Annotated in this window: 19 protein-coding genes and 2 pseudogenes; 4 read left to right on the top strand and 17 right to left on the bottom strand. The window is 62.9% G+C overall.

Features of this window, described 5'->3' with window-relative positions; all coding sequences use genetic code 11:
• The 5 genes from EOB36_RS29925 to EOB36_RS29900 all read right to left on the bottom strand — a co-directional run.
• Positions 1–376: EamA family transporter (locus tag EOB36_RS29925; RefSeq protein ID WP_164897657.1), on the bottom strand; the 376-nt coding region annotated here is incomplete at its 3' end.
• Between the two features lie 340 nt (positions 377–716).
• Positions 717–989, bottom strand: coding sequence for a cell division topological specificity factor MinE (gene minE, locus EOB36_RS29915; protein WP_095482719.1), 273 nt, complete (start codon positions 987–989; stop codon positions 717–719).
• On the bottom strand, positions 986–1,801 hold the full coding sequence (gene minD, locus EOB36_RS29910) for a septum site-determining protein MinD (RefSeq protein WP_095482856.1): 816 nt from the start codon (positions 1,799–1,801) through the stop codon (positions 986–988). The genes minE and minD overlap by 4 nt, the downstream gene beginning before the upstream one ends.
• 115 nt (positions 1,802–1,916) lie before the next feature.
• Positions 1,917–2,681, bottom strand: a complete 765-nt coding sequence (gene minC / locus EOB36_RS29905) for a septum site-determining protein MinC (protein ID WP_128286293.1) — start codon at positions 2,679–2,681, stop codon at positions 1,917–1,919.
• Between the two features lie 169 nt (positions 2,682–2,850).
• Positions 2,851–3,294 (bottom strand): hypothetical protein, encoded by a 444-nt coding sequence (locus EOB36_RS29900; protein WP_128286292.1) that lies wholly within the window; start codon positions 3,292–3,294, stop codon positions 2,851–2,853.
• A gap of 278 nt (positions 3,295–3,572) precedes the next feature.
• Between EOB36_RS29900 and EOB36_RS29895 the strand changes: the two genes are divergently transcribed.
• On the top strand, positions 3,573–4,286 hold the full coding sequence (locus EOB36_RS29895; protein ID WP_128286291.1) for an SOS response-associated peptidase: 714 nt from the start codon (positions 3,573–3,575) through the stop codon (positions 4,284–4,286).
• Here EOB36_RS29895 and EOB36_RS29890 read toward each other — a convergent pair.
• Together EOB36_RS29890 and EOB36_RS29885 are read right to left on the bottom strand one after the other, a co-directional pair.
• Positions 4,283–4,543, bottom strand: coding sequence for a hypothetical protein (locus EOB36_RS29890; protein ID WP_128286290.1), 261 nt, complete (start codon positions 4,541–4,543; stop codon positions 4,283–4,285). The two genes, EOB36_RS29895 and EOB36_RS29890, sit on opposite strands and share 4 nt — an antisense overlap.
• 3 nt (positions 4,544–4,546) lie before the next feature.
• Complete coding sequence (locus EOB36_RS29885; RefSeq protein ID WP_128286289.1) at positions 4,547–4,945, bottom strand: hypothetical protein; 399 nt, start codon at positions 4,943–4,945, stop codon at positions 4,547–4,549.
• Here EOB36_RS29885 and EOB36_RS34535 point away from each other — a divergent pair.
• A complete protein-coding gene (locus EOB36_RS34535) occupies positions 4,944–5,123 on the top strand; it encodes a hypothetical protein (RefSeq protein ID WP_164897655.1) in 180 nt (59 codons plus the stop codon). The two genes, EOB36_RS29885 and EOB36_RS34535, sit on opposite strands and share 2 nt — an antisense overlap.
• Positions 5,124–5,942: 819 nt before the next feature.
• Here EOB36_RS34535 and EOB36_RS29870 read toward each other — a convergent pair.
• Both EOB36_RS29870 and EOB36_RS34530 read right to left on the bottom strand, forming a co-directional pair.
• Positions 5,943–6,239, bottom strand: a complete 297-nt coding sequence (locus tag EOB36_RS29870; protein WP_095482726.1) for a hypothetical protein — start codon at positions 6,237–6,239, stop codon at positions 5,943–5,945.
• A 231-nt stretch (positions 6,240–6,470) separates the two neighbouring features.
• Positions 6,471–6,632, bottom strand: a complete 162-nt coding sequence (locus EOB36_RS34530; protein WP_164547162.1) for a hypothetical protein — start codon at positions 6,630–6,632, stop codon at positions 6,471–6,473.
• A gap of 223 nt (positions 6,633–6,855) precedes the next feature.
• Here EOB36_RS34530 and EOB36_RS29865 point away from each other — a divergent pair, with 223 nt between their 5' ends.
• On the top strand, positions 6,856–7,527 hold the full coding sequence (locus EOB36_RS29865; RefSeq protein ID WP_095482857.1) for a Crp/Fnr family transcriptional regulator: 672 nt from the start codon (positions 6,856–6,858) through the stop codon (positions 7,525–7,527).
• Between the two features lie 196 nt (positions 7,528–7,723).
• Here EOB36_RS29865 and EOB36_RS29860 read toward each other — a convergent pair whose 3' ends face one another.
• The 7 genes and pseudogenes from EOB36_RS29860 to EOB36_RS29825 all read right to left on the bottom strand — a co-directional run bounded on the left by EOB36_RS29860 (position 7,724) and on the right by EOB36_RS29825 (position 12,750).
• Positions 7,724–8,182: a mobile mystery protein A gene (locus tag EOB36_RS29860; RefSeq protein WP_095482728.1), complete on the bottom strand. Its 459-nt coding sequence runs from the start codon at positions 8,180–8,182 to the stop codon at positions 7,724–7,726.
• Positions 8,183–8,465: 283 nt separating this feature from the next.
• Positions 8,466–8,557, bottom strand: a pseudogene (locus EOB36_RS29850) (BA14K family protein); the annotation flags it as partial.
• Positions 8,558–8,764: 207 nt separating this feature from the next.
• Positions 8,765–8,914: a hypothetical protein gene (locus EOB36_RS29845; protein WP_128286288.1), complete on the bottom strand. Its 150-nt coding sequence runs from the start codon at positions 8,912–8,914 to the stop codon at positions 8,765–8,767.
• A gap of 3 nt (positions 8,915–8,917) precedes the next feature.
• Positions 8,918–9,247, bottom strand: a complete 330-nt coding sequence (locus EOB36_RS29840; protein ID WP_095482729.1) for a DUF2934 domain-containing protein — start codon at positions 9,245–9,247, stop codon at positions 8,918–8,920.
• 122 nt (positions 9,248–9,369) lie between these two features.
• Positions 9,370–10,020 (bottom strand): BA14K family protein, encoded by a 651-nt coding sequence (locus tag EOB36_RS29835; RefSeq protein ID WP_127293590.1) that lies wholly within the window; start codon positions 10,018–10,020, stop codon positions 9,370–9,372.
• Positions 10,021–10,177: 157 nt separating this feature from the next.
• The gene (locus tag EOB36_RS29830) at positions 10,178–11,284 is read right to left on the bottom strand and encodes a KamA family radical SAM protein (protein WP_127293756.1); all 1,107 of its coding nucleotides are present in this window, start codon (positions 11,282–11,284) and stop codon (positions 10,178–10,180) included.
• 161 nt (positions 11,285–11,445) lie between these two features.
• On the bottom strand, positions 11,446–12,750 hold the full coding sequence (locus tag EOB36_RS29825) for a mechanosensitive ion channel domain-containing protein (RefSeq protein WP_127293592.1): 1,305 nt from the start codon (positions 12,748–12,750) through the stop codon (positions 11,446–11,448).
• A 596-nt stretch (positions 12,751–13,346) separates the two neighbouring features.
• Between EOB36_RS29825 and EOB36_RS29820 the strand changes: the two genes are divergently transcribed.
• Positions 13,347–13,778: a methyltransferase domain-containing protein gene (locus tag EOB36_RS29820; RefSeq protein WP_126105722.1), complete on the top strand. Its 432-nt coding sequence runs from the start codon at positions 13,347–13,349 to the stop codon at positions 13,776–13,778.
• Between the two features lie 69 nt (positions 13,779–13,847).
• Here EOB36_RS29820 and EOB36_RS35500 read toward each other — a convergent pair.
• Positions 13,848–14,010, bottom strand: a pseudogene (locus tag EOB36_RS35500) (ABC transporter ATP-binding protein); the annotation flags it as partial.

The raw sequence follows: 14,010 nt of genomic DNA, 5'->3' as shown, positions 1-14,010 counted from the left end.
AGGCGAAGTCGCTGCCGCGCCGCGACGATAGCGTCGCGACCAGAAGCGGGCCGGTAAATTCGAGCGCCACCGCGATGCCGAGCGGGATCGTCTTGAGCGCCGCATAGAACAAAAGATTGAGCGCGGCGAGCGTCACCCCATAGGCGATCAGCCACGGCCAGACGGCTTTGGACGGCCGCACCCGCCAGGGCCGCAGCACCGCCGCCAGCATCAGCGCGCCGACGACCAGCCGCAGCGCCGTCGTGCCCTGCGCGCCGACCAGCGGAAACAGGCCCTTGGCGAATGCCGCGCCGATCTGGATCGACACCATGGCGCCGAGCAGCGCGGCGATGGGCAGGGGTGCAGAAACAGGTTTGATAACCGGCATCGACGTCACGGTGGTTGGTCCTCCCCTGCCGCCGGGCTATGCGCGACGGCATGCGGCGGAGATAGGACCAATGGGCTTGCCTGTCGTGAGGCAGCGAGGGGTGGTTGGGTGGGGCAAGCAAAGACTCTGATAGACGCTGGCGGGACAGCGCCCCCCTCTGTCCTACCGGACATCTCCCCTCAAGGGGGGAGATTGCGCGCTCAGCCGCTTTCGCCAATCTCAAGCGTTGCAGAGGTGAGCGGAGCGCTGAGGCTGCTGATCTCCCCCCTTGAGGGGGAGATGTCCGGCAGGACAGAGGGGGGTACTGTCCCGCCGGCGCCAAAAATTACTACAGGCGCAACCCTGCCGCTCAGGCCGACATCGCCAGCGGCCTTGCGCTCTTGTTGGGAATCTGGATGTCGATATCCAGCGTCGACATCGTCTCGCCGCGCTCCATCGAGACCTGCAGATAATCCTGGTCGATCTGCACATGCCTGGCGATGACGGCCATGATCTCCTCGCGCAAGATGGAGACGAGATCGGGCTGGCTGCGGCTGCGGCGCTCATAGGCGAGCAGCACCTGCAGCCGCTCGCGCGCCACCGGCGCGCTGCCGCGCCGCTTGAAAAGGTCCAACAGGTTCATGCTGCCCTCCTTCCAAAAAGCCGGTCGAGAAAGCCCTTGCGCTCGAACGGCACGACGACCGGCAGCTCCTCGCCTTCGAGCCGTTTGGCCGCCTCGATATAGGCGCGGGCGGCAGAATTGGTGGGATCGCTGAGCGTCACCGGCGAACCAAGGTTGGAGGCCCTGAGCACGTCCTGGCTCTCGGGAATGATGCCCAGGAGCGGCGTCGACAGGATCTCCAGAACGTCGTCGATCGAGAGCATTTCGCCGCGCGCCGCGCGGGCGGCATCATACCGCGTCACCAGCACATGCTTGGCGATCTGCTCGCCCCGCTCGGCCTTGACGGTTCTGGCATCGAGCAGGCCGATGATGCGATCGGAATCGCGCACTGAGCTGACTTCCGGGTTGGTGACGATGACCGCCTCGTCGGCAAAGCGCATGGCAAGCTGCGCGCCGCGCTCGATGCCGGCCGGGCTGTCGCAGAAGACATAGTCGAACACCGAGCGCAGCTTGTCGATCACCTCGCCGACGCCCTCCTCGGTCAGCGCATCCTTGTCGCGCGTCTGCGAGGCCGGTAGCAGGAACAGCGTCTCGACCCGCTTGTCGCGGATCAGCGCCTGCGAGAGCTTGGCCGTTCCCTGGATGACGTTGACCAAGTCGAACACGACCCGCCGCTCGGCGCCCATGATCAGGTCGAGATTCCTCAAGCCGACGTCGAAGTCGACCAGGGCCACCTTCTTGCCGGTTCTCGCGACCGCGGCACCAAGGGCGGCCGTCGAGGTCGTCTTGCCGACGCCCCCTTTGCCTGAGGTGACCACCACTACCTTGCCCATATATGCCTCCATTATTGTTGTTGGTATTGTTAAGCGTCTGATTTATGCGATGCGCTTAAGTCATTGTTTTCGTAAATGTTTCCTAAAGCCGCTGCGTTCCTTTGGTCGGCATGCATTAGCTGAAAGGCGCGATGCGCAGCGTGTCTTTTTCGAGAAAGGCCTGGACGGCTTTGCCGCGCAAGGACGGCTCCATCTCCTCGGCGGTGCAATACCAGCCGTCGACCGACAGCAGCTCGGCCTCGTTTTTGCGGCAGAAGATGCGCGCCGCCGAATGGCCGAGCACACCGGCCGACGCGCGCCCGCGCAGCGTGCCGTAGACGTGGATGGAGCCTGCGGCGACGATCTCGGACCCGGAGGCGACGGAGCCCAGCACGATGACATCGCCATGCGCATGAAAGACCGACTGGCCCGAGCGGATCGGCGTCTTGACCATAAGCGTGGCCGGCGCTTCTGGCTGCCTGTCTTGTGGCTGCTTGCCCTGTTCCGCCCTGCCCTCGTCTTCTGGCTTGCCCGTCTCTTCTGGCCTGCCCTTGCTGTCGGCCTGCATGAGCAGCCCGGCGGTCGCCTCCTTGGCGCCGATCAGCACGGGCGGCAGATTGGCCTCAAGTGCGGTGTTGCCGTCGAGCTCGATGGCGTAGATGCGGATGCCGCGCAGGCCAAGCTCGGCGACTAGCGCTTCGATCTGTCTGACCTCCGGCTTTAACGTGTTGAGATTAAGCACCACCGGCCGGCCGGCAAAATAGCCGGGAGAATTGCCGATCCAGCGATCGAGGCTTTCCAGCCACTCCGAAAGCGGCGCCTCCGGCGTCAGCGTGAAGGCGACGAACGAGCGGGCGCGAAAGCGAATGGATTTGGTCTCGACGGGGGCGGCGAAGGTCACGGACAGCGATTCCTTACTGATAGGTAAACGCTAGCCAGCCATGGTTAACGAAAGGTTAACGGAGGGGGTGTTTGCGGCATCTGGAAAGCTGTTACTGACAGACTTGGCGGTGTCAGCAGCCTTGCGGACAGCGCTGGAAATTGCCTGCCCTTTCTCGACACCTTGCTGGCTAAGTGTCCTTCGCTGCGTCCTCGATCAGTTCCGCTAGCAAGCTAGAGAACCGCTCGTCAGTCCTATCCCCTATGTTTCCCACTTCTCTCGCCACGATCCCGGGCGAAGAGACTGACACTTCCCCACTCAGATGAACGTCTACCGTGAACGTCCTTCTGACTACCTCCTCCCCCTCAATTCCCCGCTTCCTGTAGACTTGGAACCGAATAGACGGTGTTGACGCTTTGGCTTGGCGGCCTGGCGCGGTGTCTATGTCGACAGTCACCTCGCCCGTCACGTCGGCTTGGGCCGCCTGCAACGACGCAACCACGACGTCGTTTAGCCAGGCCCTGGCTTGTGCGCCGAAGTCCACCCCCTCGGCCTTCTCATTGCCGACCTTCCCCTCTTGCTCACGGCGGGCTTCCTTCCCGCGCTCAAGGGCTTCTTTGAACTTGGACATCATGGTTTTGCCTCCGATTGTGAGCGCATGAGACCGGCCGTCACATCGCCATGCTCCTCCTAATGGGTAAACGCGCGCAATCGGTGTCCGTTGCGTAAGCGGAGCCCGTGGGTTCGCCGCTGCGCACGGTTGTCTCCTTCTGGCGCGGTCGACCGCCGGGGTGGCGGCGGTGATCGCGGCGCTGTCGTGTTGGCTGGGGTAGCGTGTCAGCAGCCGAGCGACAGCGCTGGAAATTGCCTGCCCTTTCCCACAAGATGCCTGAACACCCCTGAGGGTTCGACATGTGCAACCTCTACAACATCACCACCAGCCAGGAAGCGATCCGCCAGTGGACCCGCGCCTTGCGCGACATTCTTGGCAATCTCGAACCCTCCATCGACATCTACCCCAACCAGCCCGGCCCGGTGGTGCGTAACGCGCCGGACGGGACGCGCGAGCTGGCCAATCTGCTGTGGGGCATGCCGACGCCGACTGAGCGGGTGAAGGGCAAGGCCGACTACGGCACCACCAACATCCGCAACCCGCAATACGGCCACTGGCAGCAATATCTCGGTGTCGAGAACCGCTGCGTGGTGCCGCTCACCAGCTTCGCCGAACCGAGCCCAACGCCGGGCGACAAGGACCCGGATACCGGTATCCAGAGGAACTACTGGTTCGCGCTGACCGAGGAGCGGCCGCTGTTCTTCTTCGCCGGCCTGTGGACGCGTTGGCAAGGCGTGCGCAAGGTCAAGGACGGCCCCGGCGACTTCGAGCTCTACGGTTTTCTGACCACCAGACCGAACGCCCTGATCGCGCCGATTCACGAGAAGGCCATGCCTGTCATCCTGACCACGCAGGAGGAAACCGAGACTTGGCTGACCGCGCCGTGGTCGGAGGCCAAGCACCTGCAGCGCACGGCACCCGACGACGCGCTGGTGATCGTCGACAAGCCGGCGACGCAGATCAAGTTTCCGCCGCAGGCGCCACAGGCGCCGGTACAGGGTTCGCTGTTCTAAAGCTTGAACTTCTGCAACGTCCAGATGTAGCCCTTCGTTGGATGGTCCTGGTCGATGAACTGGGTGCGCACGGTGGTGTCTTTCCGTCTGCACCGTTTGCACCTGAACTTGATGGCTTCCAGCGGCTTGTTCCAGCCCACCACCTGCGCGACGTCATTCGCCCTGAAGCGCCCGACATGGTAGCAGTGGCCGCACTCCACGATCAGCAGCATGTTGGCCTTCGCGGCACGTCCAACGCTGTCCATCGGCCCGGCCATGGCTCATTTCCGAGTCAGGTAATCCTCGGGAAGCGGGAGCAGCCCAAGATTCGGCATCCGGAAATCGGGCTCCTTCTCCGCTAGGCTGGCCATCACCTCATGCAATTTTTCGACAAGCCCGCAAAGCTGCCAATATAGCTCGCCATGCGCCTTCAGATGCAGTTGCGACGAAAGCACCGTCTTGCGCAGGCTCAGAGCGTCCCTGATGATCGCCTCTGCATCCCTCGTCGACAGCCTGTCAAACCGGCTTTTTCGTCTGCCCATCGCGGCTCTCCTGAATTTGTGAGCAACCGCCCCACCTGCTGACAAATAGGAAGGCATTCCTCGCAGAGTCAATTCGCCCTTGACATTTTTGTTCCCGTTTTGTTCAATTTGAATAGAAACTATCGGAGGCATCGCCATGGACCACATCGTGACGCTGGACAGCCGCCAGGAGGCCGCCCTTCAGGCCATCGCCGACAAGTTCATTGCCCAGCACAAGGGCGACGCGGTGAAGGCGCTGAAGGAGATGATCGTGCTGAATGGCCATCTGCAGGAACGGCTTGATGTGGTGGAGGGAGCGCGCCGGGCGACGCGTTAAGCGCTCAGAGATGACGGTAGCAGGGCGCGTGTTCAATCGTGCCGTTCGAAGGTCGGCTTAGCGCCATGTTCAGACATTCGCGGTGCTTCTCCAGAGCGGACGTTAGCTCATCGGTAGGAGTCGACCTGCGGACCATGCCTGATGGTAGGTGCAAGGGAACGGCGTGACCCTCATGCGATGAAGCGGCGGTAGGCCGCCGCTCCGAATTTGAGCGGCCCGTCCGGCAACGCTATAATTGACCGGCAGGGGACGTTATCGATGACGCAAATCAGAGCCATGACTAAGCAGGACGTGCCGTCGGTATCGCGGCTCATTGGAGAGTCTTGGCGCAGGACGTCCTCGCCAATCATGGGTGCCGAGACCGCGGCCCGGATTTCGGATGAAGATCACACGCTGCAGCGGATTGCGGCGGAACTGACAGACACCAACAAAATGTCGTTCGTGGCAGAACGGCCAGACGGCTCGATTGCCGGCTACGCGATGGCTAAGATGAATGAAGCCGGCGACGTCATGCCGCCCATTCCGGCATCCCCAGCATCGCACTCGAAGTGCTCGAGGGAAACGACCGGGCAATGGCCTTTTACCGCAAACATGGTTCGAAGTGGTCGATCGCAGGACCGCGTCGCACGGTACAGAAGGCCATGCATCGTTGATTATGCGCAAACTGCTATCGCGCGCCTAGTCGGAACTCGCGCATCGAACAGTACATCACGTCTTCCGTCCCCAGCGCACCGGCGGCCTCCCCGTTCGCAATCCAAATAGACGTCATTCAGCTGTTTGATTGGCATGTCAGCGTGAGCGAACGCGAGGTCCTGAGCGTCAGAAGCCGACAATGAAGCCGGACTGATTGCGATCAGCACGGTGCCGAGCGTCCTTGGGGTCGCAGGTGTAGTGCCGTTCGAAGGTCCCGTCCGCGCGCCGCTGCTTGTCGAAGCCGCGATGTAAGGCTCGATCGCGCGTGGACCAGCCAAAGGGGATCTCGGCCGAGGCGTAGCCACTGCCGGCGGCCAACCGTTTCGGGATCGAGGCCGAAGCGATCCTAGTGCGCTCGATCGTCGTGCCGGCCGCGCCTGCCTCCGCATGCGCGGCTTCGCAAAGCGCACATGATTTCGTCACGTGAGATGCGGATGTCGCCAAGAACGTCATCGGGTAAACGGCTCAACTGGTCCGTTGCCGACAAGAGAGCTTTTCGCTCGGCGCGGAGGCGTAACCACCTGCGAAATGGACCAATGGCGGCAGCATGAATTATAACCATGATCAAATCGTCCCTTCATTGATCTGAATTGACCGGTACGGAACGGCGCGAACGGCACTCCGGGCGAGAGCGTCAGCCGTCCGCGAGGCAAGTTAGGCGTAGTGGTCGATGGATTGGTTTTGCCGCGGCGTGCCCATACGGCGCGCGGTGGCTGGCCCCGGGCCACGCATGTAATAAAGCTCCGGGCGGTAGCGCGGCGCGACGAATTTGCGAAACCCCGCAGCAAATTTTGTGACGGGAGCCAAGAATTTCATGACTGTTCCCTTTCCCTTCGCCGGCTTGCACACGAGCCGGCGGGCCTGACGTTGCAACAAGGATATGACAGTCGAACCAGGCTCGGCTGTGGGAATTCCCACACCGGGAAAACATTGGCGAAATCCGCTCCCAGTTTGCATCCCGGAAAGCGGGGCCTGCGGCCATCAAATTTCCTTGGATAGGGAGTAAGGTGAAGTACACTTGATTGAACAAGAGACCGTTGTGACAGGCTCTCTGGCCTTCATCTCAAGACTTTGCGATGCCGACCTCGCCGCGCTGACCAAACGGTGGCACGAGCGCAGCTATCGACACAACGAGCTAATCATTTCCCACGGCGACACTGGTCGCGATGTCTTCTTCCTGCTCGAAGGACGGGCTCGCGTGACACTGGTTTCAGCGGACGGCAGGGAGATAGCGTATCGCGATGTCGAACCGGGTGACATTTTCGGGGAGCTCGGAGGCATTGACGGGATTGCACGCTCTGCCAGCGTAGTCGCACTGGAGGCAACCCGCGCTGCACGGCTGTCCGGCACAGCATTCCGGGATATCGTGATGACCCACCCGACTTTTGCCTGGGTGCTGCTTGAGCATCTGTCTGCCCAGCTCCGGCGCATGACCGAGCGGGTATTCGAATACAGCACTCTGGTCGTGCGAAAACGGCTGATCGTCGAGCTCCTGCATCGGGCGGAGAAAGCCGCACTCGTGGACGGCGAGGTGTCCATAAGCCCGGCACCGACGCATTCCGAGCTGGCGGCAACGATGAGCACGCACAGGGAAGCGGTCTCGCGCGAAATGAGCGACCTCGCCAAGAGAGGCCTGATCGAAAAGCGCGGCAGCAGGTTATTGCTGCATGACGTCTCGGCACTACGGGCGCTGGTCGACAAGAAGGAATAGCGAAGGCTGTCGCTGCGGCGGGGGGCACCGCACGTTTCATACTCCTCGGCCGCAAGTGATTACGGCATGCGGAAGGCTGCAACGCGGAATCGTGCCTGGGTCCTGCGTTCAAGAGTCCGCTTCGCCAAGGAGCCTAAAGGTCCGTTTCTGACAATCCGAGCCTCGAAGCTGCCGAGCTTGACCGCCATGCCTAATGTCACTTGTCCTGCCAGAAATCGAGCGGCATTTCGTACATAAGCTCGCGCATGAGGCGCGATACTTCCCGCTCCGTCCGGCGGTCCGACACGGTCTGGTCCTCCATTGCCATGTGCCTGCCTGCCACGCCGACGATCGCCCTCGCCTTTTTTCGAGCCTGCGCGATGACGACGTTCTCGATGTCATCGGGTGGCTCGAAGGCATAGACGAAGCGGCAGCCCATGGCTTCGGCGGTGGCCTGCATGGACTTCAGCGTGATGCCGCCATTGAGCTCGGCCCGTTCCGCCTGCGCGATGCGGGCGCGCGTCACCCCCATCCGCCGCGCAAGCTGCGCGCCAGACATGCCGAGCGCCTTGCGCACCGTACGGATCCAACCTTCCGGGGGTATATGAATATTGCCGCCCTGGGCGAGATTCACCGTCGCCTGGTACTGCTCCCGAACAGCCTGTTTAACGCTCATTGCAAACTCGTATATTGACGCAATAATCAAATCGTCAAGGTATATATATACAGAGAGGCCTGATCTGTCAATACTTATATTGACACTGCTCAGAGCCGAGGAACCCAGGCTTTCAAGAATCCCGAACAATCTCCGTATATGCCCGACCATCAAACCCCGAAAGCGCCAGCTCTCCCCCTCCTGCATCTCGACATGGGACGGACCGGAGCGGCACCTTCCCTCCGCCTTCCGGAAGGTCCAGCACGTGTTTGAAGACGCGCGAGGCGCCGCTCAGCTCACACTCGCACTGCCTGCGCGGGCCGCCGGAATAGGCTGGTAGGAATTGTCTTCCGGCCGATAGGAGCGGTAGCGGCTGAAGCAATATTGCACGTGGTCGGGCGGAAGCCAGGGCCAGGCGGCGCCGGCTTCCTGCGACAGAACGTAGCCATCCATTGGCAACGTGTCGCTCGCCTCGACATAGCTGGCGCCATCGTCGAGAGGCTGTGTGGCGCAGCCGGCAGCGCCGGCATCGGAATAAGAATTCAGGTTCCGCCAGGCGTCCGGCGCGGCTGCCTGGCAAGCGACGGCACGCCCAGCGCCGCCTCAATGCCTCTTGAAATACTGCACCTCGCGTTCGTGCTTCTCCGCAGCCTCGCGGCTGTCAAATGTCCCGAGATTGCGGCGCTTGCCGGTCTTTTCGTCCTTCTTGCGCGAATAGAGGCGGTGTTTTCCGTCTTTGAGTTTTCTGATCATCTGTCACTCCCCGAGCCGCTGCTTCCCCTTGAGGTTGCGCGCGGCTTGCTCGATCGCCGCCCGGTCGTTGCCCAGCCTGTCGATCAGCTCCTGCGCCTGTTCGCCCGATATGCCGGTGCGTATCGCGAGGGCCTCCACCGTCAACACGTCGGAGCTCGCGACCTCGCGGGTTTCCGGCAGGGCATCGCCTGCCGTCAGCGGCAGGGCTGCCTCCCTGTCGATCTCGGCCTCGGCCCGGTGCCAGTGCCGCTCGGGATCGCCATGGATCCGGCCTTCACGTTCCCAGATCTGGTATGCGCGCTCACGAATCTTGTCTTCCCGGTCGTCGCCCATGTTGATTCCTCCTTTGGGTATCGGATGAACGCCGCGCCAACCCGAACGATCCAAGAAATCTGCGTGATCGTTGGGTGGGGTCGCACAAGGCGCCATGCACTGCGGCCGCCAGCCCGCCCTGCCTACTCGCACTGCCTGCGCGGGCCGCCGGAGTAAGGCTGATAGCTGTTGTCTTCCGGCCGATAGGAGCGATAGCGGCTGAAGCAATATTGCACGTGGTCGGGCGGAAGCCAGGCGGCGCCGGCTTCCTGCGACGGAACGTAACCATCCATTGGCAACGTGTCGCTCGCTTCGACATAGCTGGCGCCATCGTCGGGAGGCTGTGCGGTGCGGTCGGCAGCGCCCGCATCGAGATAGGGCGAGATGCAGGGGCGCTGCTCTCCGCTGTAGGACGTGTAGTGGTCGTCGCTTGGCCTGTAGGAGCGGTAGCGGCTTGCGCACCATTCTGCATGGCCGGCAGGCACCGCCTGCTGCTCGCCCGTCTGCTGCTCGTCCGCTTGCGGCTGGATAGAGCCGGTAACGATGGGCGCCGAAGCCGCGGCATCGGCAGGTGTCGAGCTGCGATCAACTGGGCGGGCGGGAAGTCGCTCAAGACGCTGCGAAGCAGCGTCCACCTTCCGCGGCTCCTTGGGCCACAGTTCGGCGACGCTGGACGTCGGGGCGACCTGCCGCACCGGCTCGGCGGCAAGAATCCAGAGGGCGAAGGCCAATCCGCTGGCAAAAACCGCCAGCGTCAGCACGAAGCCGCCAAGTAAGGCTGATAAAGCTTTCACCCTGCGCTCCTTTGCCCCTCATCTCTAAAATGCGAGGCATTGGATCCGGTTCCAACCAGGCCCAACGGCAGGAGCTTCGGCGCTCAGGGGAAAACCTTCCCCGTCTCGGCTTCGCCGAGCCACCTCTCCCCGCTTGACGGGGCGAGGAACCCAGGTTTCAAAGATCGCCGACAACCTCCCTATACGCCCTCACCTCGCCGTCCTGCCCGCGAATCCACCACGTCTCTCCGTCCTGCGCCTCGACATAGGACGGGCCGAGCGGCACCTTGCCTCCGCCGTCCGGCAGGTCCAGCACATAGACGGGGTTGCAGATGCCCGACAGCCGCGCGCGCAAGGCGCTGACCAACGCCTGTCCCTCGGCAATGGTGGTGCGCCGGTGCGCCATGCCGCGGGCGAGATCGCCGTGGTGCAGGTAATAGGGTTTGACGCCGAGGCGGTACATCAGCTCCCGGCACAGCTCCTCCAGCACCTCGACCGTGTCGTTGACGCCTTTCAGGAGAACGCTCTGGTTCAGCAGCACGAAGCCGCCCTGTCGCAACGTGCGGCAGGCCGCTTCGGCCGCCGTCGTGATCTCCCGCGCGTGGTTGAAATGGGTAACGATCGTGACCATCAGCCGGCCCTGCAGGGAGCGAACCAGCCCTGACGTGACGCGCGAGGGCAGAGCGACGGGCACGCGCGTGTGGATGCGTAACAGCCGCACATGCGGAACCGCCTCGATGCGGGCGCGGATTTCGGCCAGCGCCTTGTCCGGCAGGGACAGCGGATCGCCGCCGGTCAGGATCACCTCGCGGATTTCGGGATGAGCCTCGATATAGGCAAAGGCCGGCTCCAGCGCCTCGCGCGTATAACCACGGCCGATCGAGGTCAGCGATTCCTTGCGAAAGCAGAACCGGCAATAGACCGCGCATTGATAGGTCGGGAACAAAAGAACCCGGTCGGCATGGCGATGCGTCAATCTCGGCACCGGACTGAAGGCATGGTCGGCGATCGGATCGTCGAGCTCGCCTTCCTGCTCGGCCAGTTCTTCGGGCGACGGGATGACCTGCGCCCGGATGGGATCGGCGGGGTCGCTCCAGTCGATCAGGTCGAGATAGGCTTTTGGGATGCGTACCTTGTGGCGCGTGGCCGCGGCTTGGGCCGCCGCGCGCTCGGCTGGCGACAGTGGCAGCGAATCCAGATCGCGCACATGCCGCACGCCCGCGCGAACATCGTCCTGCCACGCGGCGTCGTCATCGGCCGGCATGCCGGCTGCATCGACAACCATGCTGGCGTCGGCGAGATGTGAGGTCATCGAGGGGCTCCTTGAATTCGGGGCTGGATACAGCATTGGAGCCGAGGCTTGAAGGGAATAAGCGGCGTTGCGATGGCACGGACGAAAAGGCCGCTCTCAGCTTCGGCGCCGCGACCCTGCTGCACCCTGCCCCATCAGCGCCCGCGTGATGTCCCAACGCGCCCGTCCGGCTTCATGATGATCTCGCGATGCGGATAGGGGATGTCTATGCCGTTTTCCCTAAAGGTGTCCCACAGCGCCAGCAGCACCCTTCCGCGCACGTTGGTCAGGCCTTGTTGAGGATCGTGGATCCAGAAGCGCAGGACGAAATTGAGCGAGGAGTCGCCGAAGTCCGTGAGCCAGCAGACCGGCCGCCGGCCCGCTTCGACCCGGCCGACGCTCGTGGCGGCCGCTATCGCCAGTTCACTGACCTTATGCGGGTCGGCGTCGTAAGAGACCCCGAAATTGACGTCGAGCCGCACAAGGTTATCGCTGAACGACCAGTTGATGACCCTTTGGGTGATGAAGTCTTCGTTCGGGATCAGGTATTCGCGGCCGTCGCGCGTCACCACCGAGACAAATCGCGCCCGCAGTTCGCGTACCCAGCCGAAGGTGCCTTCGAGCGAAATGGTGTCGCCCGGCTTGATCGACTTGTCGAGAAGGATGATCATGCCGGAGACGAAATTTGAAACGACCTTTTGCAGCCCGAAAGCCAGGCCGACGCCGACGGCGCCGGAGAATATCGTCAGAGCCGTCAGGTCGAGACCGACGGAAGACAGGGCGATGACACCCGCGACCAGCACAAGGCCGACCTTTGCGACCTTGCCGACGAGGACGCGGATCGAGGGTGTCAGCTCTTCGGAGATCCGGACACGCTCATCGATATATTTGCCGACGACCACCGCAAGCCAAACCGTGGCGATCAGCAACAGCGCCGCTTTCAGCACCATGAGCGCCGAAAGGCGAACCGCGCCCAAAGGTATTGCGAGGCTGTCCAGGAAAGCCGCGGTGTCGTCATCGATGCCCAGGATGACGAGGGCCGCATAGATCCAGGTGAGCCAGGCGAGAGCCCGCGCGACAAAGCGGTTGCGGATGATGCGCGACAGCACCGACGCGAACAGCCACGCGAGGGATAGCGAGAGCGCGATAGTGATGAAATGGCTCCGGCTTGGCCAGGTGACGGCGCGCATGAGAAAGAGCGCGGCAAGCAGGAAGACCGTGAACAGGATCCAGTCGGTGCGCCGCAACAGGGCAACCACGACCCTCAACAGTCCGGGATGGCCCTTTATCTGGCGTGCCCGGTTCTCCACGAGCGGTTCGATGCGCTGCGCCGCAAGCTTCGCGACGAGGAAGAGCACGACGATGATTGCGGCCTGATAGAAAAACCACGGCGTGACGGCGTAGTCGAACCATCGGCTGGCCCAGGCCAGCGATTCATCGATGGCGTTGCGAAAATCCATTCCCACACGACCGTTATGGACTGGCGAACAGCAACTCGCCATCCACAATGTCGCCGGCCTCCTGAATGGTCAAGCCGACCACCAAGACGCCTTCCAGGCCTCCGCTCTGCGCATCAGCCCTGCAAGTCCGGCGGCTCCTGCCAAAGCGTTCGGGACAGTCAGGTATAGCCGCTGCCATAGGTGTGGATGTCTCGGGCGTCAGTTCGGCACCCGGTTCGAGCGCACGGCCGATCAGAAACAACCGCTGGAAATCGCTAACTCATAACATTAGCTTGCGCTTACATTAGCTTGAGCGTATGTATCTAAATTGGCCGGTGATCTACCCCCCAACCGGTTAGGCTCGGCGCCAGTCCCCCCCTCAGGCCAACGACGCCGGGCCGCTCCGGGCTTGGTCCGGGAAGCCCTGCTTTAAGTGCCCCCCACTGTTCCTGTCGCGGCAGTTGAGAAAGTCGACCGATCGTCGGCCTTTTCGATATCGATCAAGGGGCCTCGCCCACCGGCGGTGAACACATCGACGATGTCCCCCTCAGGTGTCGGCCTTCCCGTCGCCAGCCATGGTCGCTAATCTCGGCTCAGGGAAAGGCTGGAGAAGAGGAATGGCGAACGACTTGTCGCCAAGGCTTTTGGCGATCGTCGATGCGCTGCCTTTGCGGCAGGGCATGCGGGTGCTCGAGATCGGCTGCGGACCGGGTGCTGCGGCGCGCGAGATCGCACGCCGGATTGGCGACGGCCACGTGCTGGCGATCGACCGCTCGGCCAAGGCCATCGCGCAGGCCAGGGCCGCCTCGCGCGCCGAGATTGCAGCGGGCCGGCTGAGCCTTCGTCAGGTCGCTATCGAGGACTTCAACCTAGAGGCGGACGAGAAGCCCTTCGACATTGCCGTTGCGGTGCGCGTCGGCGCACTGGACGGGCGTCATCCCAAGGCAGGAAAAATCGCCCTGCAACGGCTTGAGGCCGCGTTGACGGCGCAAGGCCGGCTGTTCATCGACGGCGGCGATCCGCTGCGCGAAATTGTGATACGCGGCTGAGCAGCCGGTGGCTTTCTCTCCGGAATCGAGGGTTTGAGTGACGGTGAGCGGCAGCGTCGGGCCTGCGCCTCAGCTCCTCAGCCCCGGCGCTTCCTGCCCGGTGCGCTCGACATATTCCGTATAGCCGCCGCCATAGGTTTGAATGCCCTCGGGCGTCAGTTCCAGCACCCGGTTCGACAGCGCTGCCAGGAAATGCCGGTCGTGCGAGACGAACAGCATGGTGCCCTCATAC

It is taken from the genome of Mesorhizobium sp. M6A.T.Cr.TU.017.01.1.1 (assembly GCF_004023115.1).
GTDB lineage: Bacteria > Pseudomonadota > Alphaproteobacteria > Rhizobiales > Rhizobiaceae > Mesorhizobium > Mesorhizobium mediterraneum.
Note: the sequence above shows the minus strand (reverse complement) of the source record. Positions and strands in the feature narration are given on the sequence as shown.

Bases quoted from the DNA above. Each gene is read 5' to 3' on its own strand.
- minE (WP_095482719.1), bottom strand. From the start codon at position 989: ATGAACCTGTTGGACCTTTTCAAGCGGCGCGGCAGCGCGCCGGTGGCG.
- minD (WP_095482856.1), bottom strand. From the start codon at position 1,801: ATGGGCAAGGTAGTGGTGGTCACCTCAGGCAAAGGGGGCGTCGGCAAG.
- EOB36_RS29900 (WP_128286292.1), bottom strand. From the start codon at position 3,294: ATGATGTCCAAGTTCAAAGAAGCCCTTGAGCGCGGGAAGGAAGCCCGC.
- EOB36_RS29895 (WP_128286291.1), top strand. From the start codon at position 3,573: ATGTGCAACCTCTACAACATCACCACCAGCCAGGAAGCGATCCGCCAG.
- EOB36_RS29890 (WP_128286290.1), bottom strand. From the start codon at position 4,543: ATGGCCGGGCCGATGGACAGCGTTGGACGTGCCGCGAAGGCCAACATG.
- EOB36_RS34535 (WP_164897655.1), top strand. From the start codon at position 4,944: ATGGACCACATCGTGACGCTGGACAGCCGCCAGGAGGCCGCCCTTCAG.
- EOB36_RS29885 (WP_128286289.1), bottom strand. From the start codon at position 4,945: ATGGCGATGCCTCCGATAGTTTCTATTCAAATTGAACAAAACGGGAAC.
- EOB36_RS34530 (WP_164547162.1), bottom strand. From the start codon at position 6,632: ATGAAATTCTTGGCTCCCGTCACAAAATTTGCTGCGGGGTTTCGCAAA.
- EOB36_RS29860 (WP_095482728.1), bottom strand. From the start codon at position 8,182: ATGAGCGTTAAACAGGCTGTTCGGGAGCAGTACCAGGCGACGGTGAAT.
- EOB36_RS29845 (WP_128286288.1), bottom strand. From the start codon at position 8,914: ATGATCAGAAAACTCAAAGACGGAAAACACCGCCTCTATTCGCGCAAG.
- EOB36_RS29840 (WP_095482729.1), bottom strand. From the start codon at position 9,247: ATGGGCGACGACCGGGAAGACAAGATTCGTGAGCGCGCATACCAGATC.
- EOB36_RS29830 (WP_127293756.1), bottom strand. From the start codon at position 11,284: ATGGTTGTCGATGCAGCCGGCATGCCGGCCGATGACGACGCCGCGTGG.
- EOB36_RS29825 (WP_127293592.1), bottom strand. From the start codon at position 12,750: ATGGATTTTCGCAACGCCATCGATGAATCGCTGGCCTGGGCCAGCCGA.
- EOB36_RS29820 (WP_126105722.1), top strand. From the start codon at position 13,347: ATGGCGAACGACTTGTCGCCAAGGCTTTTGGCGATCGTCGATGCGCTG.